The sequence below is a fragment of the uncultured Campylobacter sp. genome (assembly GCF_937997405.1).
Lineage (GTDB): Bacteria > Campylobacterota > Campylobacteria > Campylobacterales > Campylobacteraceae > Campylobacter_B.
The window spans coordinates 1-10,196 of record NZ_CALKTL010000115.1 but is presented as its reverse complement, the minus strand read 5'-3'; the positions used below and the strand labels follow the sequence as shown (position 1 = coordinate 10,196).

The window sequence follows — 10,196 nt, the reverse complement described above, 5'->3', positions numbered from 1 at the left end:
AATTCTAAAATTCTAAAATTCTAAAATTCTAAAATTCTAAAATTCTAAAATTCTATCTGCGAGATTTTCCGCCAAAATACTGCACAGCAAAATTCCGCGCTTAAAATTGTAAAAATTTACGCAGTAAATTCTGTGTACTAAGCTTATCCCACATAAGAATTTTCGCGTTATAAGCTTGACGCTAAAATTCCTTGAGCTAAAACTAAAATCTGAAAAATTTTAAAATCCATGCAGCCGCTTGATCTCCGCGCTGATCGGCTTTTTTTGGCCTGATTTGGTCACGCTTACGTAGGTTGCGATCGCGCTGGTTACGTGCAAGCACTCGCGAAATCCATCCTCACCTAGCCGCAACGCTGCGACCTCGATCTGCACGCGAATAGAGGTATTTCCCACACTTAGGACTTTTGCGTAGCAGCTGATGACATCGCCGATAAATACGGGCTGCTTGAAAGTTACCTCCTGCATCGAGATCGTCACGACCCGCTCGGGCGCTATCTCGCGCGCCGCCGTCGCGCCCGCTAAATCGATCTGCGCTAGTATCCAGCCGCCGAAAATATTGCCCGAGCTATTCGTATCCTTAGGCAGCGCTACGACCTTGATGCGCGGCTCGCCGAAATCGTCTAAGTTTAAATCGCTCATTTTTACTCCTTAAATTTAAAAATCTCGCATTTTAACCGCGCAAATTTAACACTTTTTCGATACAATCGGCAAAAATCTATGCCGAAATTTTAAAATTTTAAGCGGATGCGAGGATAGAATTTAGCTCTCGAAGCAGACACATTCTGCTCGCAAAAAGACGATAAAAACGGCAAAAAGGATACGCGATGAACGATTTTGTAAAACTTAGCGAGATGGCAGCAGCCGCCAAAGCGCGACTAAACGCCCTCTACGACGAGCCGCACGCCGAGCTGATCACGCACGGATTGGAAATCTGCGGCTTTGAGTCTAGCGATACTGCGCGCATCGCCGTGCTGCGACGCATAGTCGATCTCAAAGAGGATCCGCTGCTGCAAGAATTTCGCCGCTTGGGCTACGATGAGGCGCGCCAGCGCGAGCTAAAGAGCAAAATGTATGATTTCACGCGAGAAATACATGAGGGCATGCACGAAGCGCTCATAGCCGAGGCTGGCGCGCAGGGGATTTTGCAGCCCTTTTATCTGGAGCTTTTAAAAGGCATCCACCGCATCGGGCTCGTGCTAAGCGATATGCAAAAAAGCTGGCAAACCCTAATTATCGAAGGCACGAACAAACGCTGGGAAAAGGAATTTAACTCGCTTGCGCAGGCGAAGGAATTTTTACTGCAAGAGGAGCTGTTTATGCGCACGCCTCACGGCGAGATCTGCGAGCGCTGCTACGGCGCGATAGTACAGCGCGAGGGCAAATCCCAAATGGTGCCCTACGCCGTGGCATTTGCGGATGAGACGGCGAAGCTACAGAGCGAATTTAGCGATCTTTTGGAGCGTCTGGTGACGCTTGCAGAGGATGAGAGCGAGCTAGCTTACGTCGCATATCTAGGCAAGCTCAAACAGGCCTTTTGCGAAAAGGACGCTAGTGCCGTGATCGGCGCGTGGCGGGATGCGGAGATCGCGTGGATGGATATAAAAACGCCGCTTCAGATCGGGCATCCGCTTGAGTACTACGAGGACGCCTACACGCACGCAGTCGCGCTGGAATGGGATGTCAGGCTTGCAGGCGCGTATGAGTTTAGCGCGGAGGAATTTAAAGCGCGCGTAAGCGAGAGCTTTGAGCGCGCGTATGAAAAAATCGGCGCGAACAACGCCGTCATGCACTCGCTCGTGCTCTCAAATATCGCCAAAACCCAGCTTTACGTCTGCGCGCCGCTGATCTACTACGGAGCCGATCTGAACGGACTCTTTTCGGCGCAGGTCGTGCCCAACGACGAGTTCGTAAGCACCAACTGCGGCAAGAAAATTTTCGCCTTCGTAAATTTCGTCTATGAAAGCGCCAAGGCTAGACCTTTTATGCGGCTAAGCAGCGAAATTTTCGACCTCGATTATCTAAATTTCGGGCGCGAAATTTTATTTAAAAAGCCGCAAATTTGGCGCCGCGTCTACGAAATATCGACGATCGGGCATGAGTTCGGGCATATATTTTTCATCGACGCGGACACCGAGGCGCGCATGAACCGCTCGGGGCTTTTTAAGCTCATCGAGGAGTACAAGGCGACTACGGGCGGGCTCGTGAACTTCTTTTTCCACGAGGAGGCGGAGTTTTGCCTGCCGGTGCTGGATGAGCTGATCCGCCGCGCCGTGGGGCTCATCGCGTGGCAGCGGGTGGAGGAGCTCAAGCCCTACTACTGCGAGGCTCTGATACATCTGAGCCTGCTTTTTGCATCGGGCGTTTTGAAATTCGACGGCATGCGGCTGGCGGTTAAATTTGACCGCGCAGGCTATGAGAGCTTCAAAGCCGCGTGCCTGCAAAACTACGAGGAGCTGGCGCGGCTTTATTGCGACAAAAAGGACGCGGCGGAATTTTTATCGCGCTTTGCGGAGCTTAGCGGAGGCGTGTATCTGCCGCGCGAGGCGCAGGTGCGGGAGTTTGTGGAGTTTTACTACTCGCGCTACGAAGCGATCGGCAACGAAACGGATCCTAGCAATGAACGAGCAAAGTGGCTTTAAAATTTCAGCTCTGAACTGCGCCTTAAAATAATGGAAAGCGAGTAAAATTCCGCGGAATTTTAAGGGGAAAGCATGGGATATTTTAAAAATTTACTCTCTGATTTAAGGAGCGGCAGGCTCGCGCTGCACCCGATTTTGCTTGCGGCGACGTTTTGCATAGTGAAAATTTCGTGGCCTTATTTAATAGGACCTACGGGCGATGATGGCTCGGGCGGGACAATCTTCGGTAACTTCATATTTTGGGACCTTGCAGCATGCGCGTGTTTCATAGCGCTGGGCGCACATCTTGTCTATGTGGCGGGGCGTGGCAGCAAAAACAGCCAAAGTAGTAGCTGCGAAAACAGCGACTACGAAGGCGCGATACAACCCCGTGAGCTGCGCTATTTAGCCGTGCTGCGCGCTATCTTATGCACTCTGTGCATCATCGCATGCGTGGCGGGATATCTTAGCGCGGATATAGACCATCAAAAATTAGGCGTTCTTAATTGGTTTTTTCCGACCGCGCTAGTAAGCGTTTTAATCTATTTGATTGCGATCTGGATTGTTACGACCGGCTCTGAAGTACTAATTTGGAGCATTATCTTCGTGATAAGCTACGTGGCTGCTTACTATGCGGTTTGGATAGGTTTTTTTACCATTCCTGGAGAGTATAGCGGGTTTGTATTTTGGAAAGGACTGGAGATAATATTTCCGCTAATTTGGGCGTTTCATTTCAAGCGTACCTATAAAAAGCGCCTAGCAGAGGAGATGCACGAGGCGTAACGACGAGCTGAACGCAGAATTTTAGCCAAAATTTTACGCCGCCAACTGCAGCTTAAAATTAGCGCGAGCGTAGCTCGCCCTTTGAGCGTGCCAGGGGTTAGGGGATTTTAAGGGGAAAGGGGAGCGCCTCGCAAGTAGCGCCCCTTCCCCCTTAAGAGAAAACGCTGCCACACCCCAAATTCTAGAGGCAAATTCTACATAGAGAAATTTTAAATTTATTACAAAATGAAATTCCGTTTAAATTTTAGCCCGCGATATGTTCCTCTTGGGGCGGGCAGGGGGCTTGAATTGCGAAGTCGCTCTCCTTCCCGCCCCCAAAACCCCACCCATCCCCCGACGACGCTAGCGGTGCAGGCTACGCCTGAGTTAAATTTCAACGTCCATATCCACGGATTCGATCTGCAGCCCTCGCAGATCCGCGAGATGCTGCACCGCGGCGTCCGTCTCGGCGTTTTTGGGAAGCACGATATGAAAGCCGCGATCAAACGCCAAGAAAAAATTCTCTCCACCCGCGGCGATTCGATTTAGCGAGCGCGCGGCAAATTTCTCGCTTGCACGCGGCTCGCCTTTTGAAAACGAGATCGTCTCGCCGTCCGCGACGAAGCTCATCTCCGTACTCGAGTCTTGCGCGAGCTTAGCGGCAGCCAGATGTTTTCTTAGCATGCGGCAATAAAATTTCGGATAAAAAATAAGCCACGCCGCACCCAAAATAACCGACGCCACGCTCGCAATCGGCGCCGTTTTTAAAAGCCCGTCGATGATAATGCCCATAAGCAAAAACTCAAACGGTATGGCGTAGGTGCTGACTAGGCGCTGTTTGCGCGCCTTTTTGCTATAAAGCAACATAAATTTATTGAGGTTATCCACGTCGCGATTGGTGATACGTACTTTCATATTTTTCCTTTAATTTTTGCGTAATTGTAGCGAAGCCGCCTTAAATTTGCGTCCGTTAACTTCCGTGAGATAAAATCGCGCTTTTAAAGGAGCGCCCGTGAAATCTCTATTAAAAATCAACGGATTTTTGCCGTTTTTGGCGATTATGTTTATCAACGCAAGCGTCGATCTGGGCCATAAGATCACGATTCAAAACGTCCTTGTCAAAAGCGCCGATTCGGGCGCTCTCATCGCCCTTACCTCGCTTGTAAATTTGCTGATTTTACTGCCTTACGTATTTCTTTTTAGCGCCAGCGGCTATCTCAACGACAAATTCTCGCGCACCCGCATTACGCGAATATGCGCGAAACTCGGCGTCGCGCTTACCGCGCTTATTACGCTCGGATATCTGTGCGGATGGTTTTATTTCGCATTTTTTATGACGATCCTGCTTGCGGCGCAAAGCGCGATCTACTCGCCCGCCAAATACGGTCTGATTAAAAAGATCGTCGGCGCGAAAAATTTAGGCGCTGCAAACGGCCTCGTGCAGGCTCTTACCATCATCGCGATTCTGCTTTCATCGCTTGTTTTTTCGGTGATTTTCGAGCTATTTGCAGCCCGCAGCAGCGATGCGGGCGAGCTGATGAGCTCGGTTTGGTTCATCGGCGTGCTTTTGGTCGCGGGCTCCGTGCTTGAAACATACTACTCGTATAAAATTCCATTCTTCGACGCCGCGCAACCACAGGCGGAATTTAATAAAGACGACTATCTTAAGCTTCGCTATCTAAGACAAAATTTAAATTTTGTACTAAAAGACAAAAACGTCCTGCTCTGCACGCTGGGACTTTCGATGTTTTGGGCAGTCTCACAGCTCGTGATCGCGACCTTCCCGGCTCACTACAAAGCTCTTAGCGGCAGCGATAACGTAATGGTGATCCAGGTGATCTTAGCTCTTAGTGCGATCGGAATCGCGCTAGGCTCGATCTTTGCGGGCAGCTACTGCAAAAAGCATATCGAGCTCGGTATCGTGCCGTTCGGCGCATTCGGTCTGGCGCTCGCGCTAATGGTGCTAGCCAACGCGCACTCGGTATTTTGGCTCGGTACGGCGTCGTTTTTCTTCGGATTTAGCGGCGGAATTTTCATCGTGCCGCTCAACGCCGTCATTCAGTTTTTCACCGCCGATGAGCGCATGGGACGGGTGCTCGCAGGCTCAAATTTCATCCAAAATATCTTTATGGTGCTGTTTTTGCTCATCGCCATCATCTTGGTGCATTTTGCGGTCGCCAGCGGCGAAATTTTCGTTATGGCGGCGCTGTGCGTACTTATCTGCGGGATCTTCGGCGCAAAATATCTGCCGCAGCTTTTCGTTAGAATTTTACTCATTCCGTTTATGAAATTTGGCTATCAAGTCCACGTAGACGGCATCGAAAACATCCCGCAAAAAGGCGGAGTGCTGCTTTTAGGAAACCATATCAGCTGGATCGATTGGGCGGTGGTACAGCTTGCCTGCCCGCGCGGGGTGCGCTTTGTGATGCATCGTAGCTACTACGATCTGTGGTATTTGAAGTGGTTTTTTAAAATTTTCCGCGTCATTCCGATCGGAGCGGGCGTGAGCAAAAGCGCGATCGAAAGCATCCGCGAGGCGCTAAATGCTGGTGAAGTAGTGGGGCTCTTCCCCGAGGGCCACATCAGCTACAACGGCCGCATAGACGAGTTTCAAGGCGGATTTGAGCTAGCCGCGCACGATACGAACTCCGTGATCGTGCCTTTTTACATCAGAGGGCTTTGGGGATCGACGTTTTCGCGCGCCAGCGAGCATTATAAAAGAACGATCTCGCAAAACGGTAAAAACGCACTTCGCGTAAGCTTCGGCGCGCCGATTGAGGCAAATTCCAAGGCGCACGAGGTAAAGCGCGCGGTAACGGAGCTGTCGTTTTTCAGCTGGGGCAAATATCTCGCAAGCCTAAAGCCGCTTGCCTACAACTGGCTAAATCAAGCCAAAAGATCGCCTTTTAAGCGCATAGCAGTCGATAGCACGGGAGTGAGCTTCACAAATTTAGCGATGATGAGCGCCGTTTTGATACTTCGCAAAAGGCTAAAGAGTTGCATAAGCAGCGAGGAAAACGTCGGTATCATTTTGCCTAGCTCGGTCATCGCAAGCGCCGTAAATTTAACGCTTTTTGCGATGGGCAAAACGAGCGTAAATTTAAACTACACACTAAGCGAAGAAAATTTAATCTACTGCGCGGATAAAGCAAATATCCGCACGATCATCAGCTCGCGCAAATTCGTAGAAAAGCTCAAATCAAAGGGTTTTGAGCTGGAGGGTTCGATCGGCGATCGGCTCCTGTACCTTGAGGATCTAAGCGAGGGCGTCTCTAAAAACGAGCGCATAGCCTGCGCGCTAAAATCGCTGCTGATGCCTAAAATTTTATTTCGCGCGCTGTATTTTAAGCCGCACGCGATAGATGACGTAGCGACCATTTTATTTAGCAGCGGCAGCGAGGGAAAGCCCAAAGGCGTGGTTTTAACGCACAAAAATATAATGGCGAACGTCCGTCAAATTTCAGAGCTCATAAACGCCACCGAGCACGACGCGATTTTAGCGTCGCTGCCGATCTTTCACTGCTTCGGGCTTACCGTAACGACGCTCTTTCCGCTAAACGACGGAATTTTAAGCATCCACGTGCCCGATCCTACGGACGCCTTTAGCGTCGGCAAGATGAGCGCAAAATACGGCGCTACGATAATGTTCGGCACGTCGACGTTTTTTAGACTCTACACCAAAAATAAAAGGCTCAATCCGCTTATGCTGGCAAGCATTCGCCTAGCGATCGCGGGCGCGGAGAAGCTAAACGAAAACGTCCGCAAGGAATTTAAGATAAAATTCGGCATCGAAATTTACGAGGGCTACGGCACGACCGAGACTGCGCCGGTGGTGAGCGTAAATACACCGAACGTCCTCGAGCCCGATTTTTTCAAAGAGCTTTACTTCAACCGCGAAAAGAGCGTCGGCTTGCCGCTTGCGGGCACAGTCATAAAAATCACCGATCCCGCCTCGCTGCAACCGCTATCAAACGGGCAGGAGGGACTTATCTTAATCGGCGGACATCAGGTTATGAAGGAGTACTACGATGAGCCGGCAAAAACCGCCGAAGCGATCGCGCAAATAAACGACGTGCGCTACTACAAAAGCGGCGACATCGGCTATATCGACGACGACGGGTTTTTATTTATCACCGACCGCCTTTCGCGCTTTGCTAAAATCGGCGGCGAGATGATTAGTCTGGGCGCGGTAGAAAGCGCCGTGGGCGAAATTTTAGGCGAGATCGCGATCTATTCGTGCGTGAATCTAAAAGACGAAAAAAAAGGCGAAAAGATCGCTCTGCTTTACGTGGGCGAGACGAGCGAGGATGAAATTTCGCGCCGTCTGAAGGACTCCGCGCTAGCGCCGATAATGCAGCCAAGCGTCGTGAAAAAGGTCGAGCAAATCCCGGTGCTCGGCAGCGGCAAGGTAAATCTCAAAGCGGTAAAGGATCTGGCGATAGAGCTCGGGCTGTAAATTTTAAAGCCTTAAAATTTACGCTCTAAATTTTAAATTTACGCCTCTTCGCGCTATTCGCGCGGGATAGTACAAAGAGGATAAGCCCTCTAAATTTTAAATTTATGCCTTGTCGCGCCGCATAGTTTTGCGGTTTTTCGCTCCTAGCGGCGGGCGATCTCGCGGGATTATGCTGCCGTTTTTGAGAACGAGAGCCGCGCGCGATTGCGGCGTTAAATTTATGCTAAATTTTGCAGAGGTGAGCTGCTGCTGATCCCACGATTTTTCGCGGTTGCAGCGCCAAATTTATGCTAAATTTTACGGACAGACGGTAGCCACTCGCTGCGCAGATAGACAAAATTTTACATTAAACGGCGCGCGAAATTTCACGGCAGAGCAGCTGCGGGGAGAATTTTTACGGCGTGCGTGCGGAAAGAAATTTCAATGGCGTATGTGCGGAGAGAAATTTTAGCGACATCGATTCCCGCTTCGCCGCTTATAAAATTTGCAAATTTTATTTCCCGAACGTTCGCCGATTATTATGCCGACGAGGTTTATAAACCGCGACGCAAACTCCCAGCTTCGTCCTTCCGCCGTCGCGGCGGCTAAATTTTATCTACTCGTGCGCTACTACGTGCGCCTCGAAGTCAATCTGTATTTACGCTAGAGCAAAGTAACGCACAGCCAAATTTAAAAGATAAACTTCATTCTCGCAAATTAAAATTTTAAAATTTAAAAGCCGTTTAAATTTAACCGAAGTCGGCAGAGCAAAATTTTAAAAAGGTCTAAGCTTTAATGATTTTAAAAAGGATGAAAATGCCGCGAAGCGCACGCTCCGCGGCAAATTTAAAGGAGGACTATTTAAAAGATGGAGCGATCTGCGCTACCCACGCTTCGATGCGGCTCTCGGTGAGGTCGCTTTGATTGTCGTTGTCTAGCGCGAGACCTACGAATTTACCATCCACTACGGCCTTGCTCTCGTCGAATTCATATCCGTCGGTAGGCACTGCACCTACGATATTTGCACCCGCTTTTTTGAAGTTGTCGTATAGCTCACGCATTGCATTGCAGTAGGCGTCGCTGTAGCTTGAGCTATCGCCCATACCAAAAATCGCGACGGTCTTGCCCGCGACATCAAGGGCTGAGAAATCAAAGCCTGCCCAGTCATCCTGCAGCTCGCCGTCATTCCACGTGGAGCTGCCGATGATGAGCGCGGTGTATTTATTTAGATCTGCAGGCGCGATGTCCGCGACGTTTTTTAGCTCGTTTTCTATGCCTAGCTTTTCGGAGATCAACTTCGCGGCGTCCTCGGTATTGCCCATCGAGCTTCCAAAAATAATTCCAACCATTTGGTATCCTTTTAATAAATTTTGTCGGTAAGCTTGTATGGTACTAATTTCATAATGAAATTTCCCTTAAAGCATTCGCTTTTTATCTCGACGTGGCGGTTAAAATTTTCATTTTTTGGATAGACAAGATACACGGCGTCGAGGTTTGCTCCGCAGCAAAGCTCTAGCGCTTTTTTTATATCATTATCATAAATGGCTGGATTTTGAGGTAAAATTTTTTTAAAGCTCGTAACCACGCCTAGGCTAAAACCGCTCTTGCGAACTACGATGAGCTCGCCCGATTTGCCCACAAGCTGCAGCTGTGCGCCTGCATTGCGAAGCGCGATTTTGTAAAATACTAAGTTGCGAAACGCATCGTCTCCGTTTAGCAGCAATCCGCTACGCAAGCTCACGATCGCACGGCTTAGCTTATAAGCGGGCTTAGCGGCAAATACGGGCAGCGGCATGCCGCGCAGATAGGAAAAGATTATCGCGTTATCCGCTGCGCAAAATTTTACGGCGGGCTTGAAACGGTAAATTTTACGAGCTCCGCGCCCAAGCTCGGAAGTGATAAAATTTAAAAATGCCGCTCGAAATTGCATCTCGCCCTGCAAATACTTGGGCGAAATTCTATAGCTCGCATTAACGTTAAAATTATATAGAGCTAGCATCGCCTGCGCTCGCGAAGCCGCATCATAATCCTGCAGCGCCTCTGGCGCAATCTCGCGCCCGTTCGCATCAAAGCCAAAAATCTCGCCGCTAAAGAATTGCTTATTAAAAACTTCGGCATTTAAAATTTCATCATCAATAAGCTCATTATCCCGCCGCAGATCCGCTTTTTGGCGTTTTTCGCGCGCCGCGATATCTCGTTTTGATGCAACAATATCTTGTAATAAAGCTGATTTCTCATCCGAGCGCTTAGCGCAGAGAAAATTCTTTTGCGCGAAGCCAGTGTCATAAAAAGCCCTTGCTGTCAAATTCCTATTTGCGCCGCCTTTTTGCGCGCTCTTTGCAGCGCACGGCTTAGAGGCATTATGATTAAGTGCGTCCGAT

Annotated in this window: 8 protein-coding genes; 4 read left to right on the top strand and 4 right to left on the bottom strand. The window is 49.5% G+C overall.

Going from position 1 to position 10,196, the window contains the following annotated elements; all coding sequences use genetic code 11:
• Positions 1 to 219: 219 nt before the first annotated feature.
• The gene (locus tag Q0372_RS06080) at positions 220 to 639 is read right to left on the bottom strand and encodes an acyl-CoA thioesterase (protein WP_295153100.1); all 420 of its coding nucleotides are present in this window, start codon (positions 637 to 639) and stop codon (positions 220 to 222) included.
• Positions 640 to 824: 185 nt separating this feature from the next.
• Here Q0372_RS06080 and ciaB point away from each other — a divergent pair, with 185 nt between their 5' ends.
• A complete protein-coding gene (gene ciaB, locus Q0372_RS06075) occupies positions 825 to 2,639 on the top strand; it encodes an invasion protein CiaB (protein ID WP_298103819.1) in 1,815 nt (604 codons plus the stop codon).
• A gap of 72 nt (positions 2,640 to 2,711) precedes the next feature.
• Complete coding sequence (locus tag Q0372_RS06070; protein ID WP_298103816.1) at positions 2,712 to 3,401, top strand: hypothetical protein; 690 nt, start codon at positions 2,712 to 2,714, stop codon at positions 3,399 to 3,401.
• A 366-nt stretch (positions 3,402 to 3,767) separates the two neighbouring features.
• Here the strand turns inward: Q0372_RS06070 and Q0372_RS06065 are convergent, their stop codons facing one another.
• Positions 3,768 to 4,295, bottom strand: coding sequence for a hypothetical protein (locus tag Q0372_RS06065; protein ID WP_298103813.1), 528 nt, complete (start codon positions 4,293 to 4,295; stop codon positions 3,768 to 3,770).
• A gap of 97 nt (positions 4,296 to 4,392) precedes the next feature.
• Between Q0372_RS06065 and Q0372_RS06060 the strand changes: the two genes are divergently transcribed.
• Positions 4,393 to 7,836, top strand: coding sequence for an acyl-[ACP]--phospholipid O-acyltransferase (locus Q0372_RS06060; protein WP_298103810.1), 3,444 nt, complete (start codon positions 4,393 to 4,395; stop codon positions 7,834 to 7,836).
• A 520-nt stretch (positions 7,837 to 8,356) separates the two neighbouring features.
• Complete coding sequence (locus Q0372_RS06055; RefSeq protein ID WP_297964848.1) at positions 8,357 to 8,482, top strand: hypothetical protein; 126 nt, start codon at positions 8,357 to 8,359, stop codon at positions 8,480 to 8,482.
• A gap of 190 nt (positions 8,483 to 8,672) precedes the next feature.
• On the opposite strand, the gene fldA is transcribed toward Q0372_RS06055, so the two are convergent.
• Both fldA and Q0372_RS06045 read right to left on the bottom strand, forming a co-directional pair.
• The gene (fldA, locus tag Q0372_RS06050; protein WP_177389208.1) at positions 8,673 to 9,164 is read right to left on the bottom strand and encodes a flavodoxin FldA; all 492 of its coding nucleotides are present in this window, start codon (positions 9,162 to 9,164) and stop codon (positions 8,673 to 8,675) included.
• 11 nt (positions 9,165 to 9,175) lie between these two features.
• On the bottom strand, positions 9,176 to 10,196 hold a 1,021-nt coding region (locus tag Q0372_RS06045; protein WP_298103807.1), incomplete at its 5' end, for a hypothetical protein.

Excerpts from the sequence above, each read along its gene's own strand:
- Q0372_RS06080 (WP_295153100.1), bottom strand. The coding sequence starts at position 639 with ATGAGCGATTTAAACTTAGACGATTTCGGCGAGCCGCGCATCAAGGTC.
- ciaB (WP_298103819.1), top strand. The coding sequence starts at position 825 with ATGAACGATTTTGTAAAACTTAGCGAGATGGCAGCAGCCGCCAAAGCG.
- Q0372_RS06070 (WP_298103816.1), top strand. The coding sequence starts at position 2,712 with ATGGGATATTTTAAAAATTTACTCTCTGATTTAAGGAGCGGCAGGCTC.
- Q0372_RS06065 (WP_298103813.1), bottom strand. The coding sequence starts at position 4,295 with ATGAAAGTACGTATCACCAATCGCGACGTGGATAACCTCAATAAATTT.
- Q0372_RS06055 (WP_297964848.1), top strand. The coding sequence starts at position 8,357 with ATGCCGACGAGGTTTATAAACCGCGACGCAAACTCCCAGCTTCGTCCT.
- fldA (WP_177389208.1), bottom strand. The coding sequence starts at position 9,164 with ATGGTTGGAATTATTTTTGGAAGCTCGATGGGCAATACCGAGGACGCC.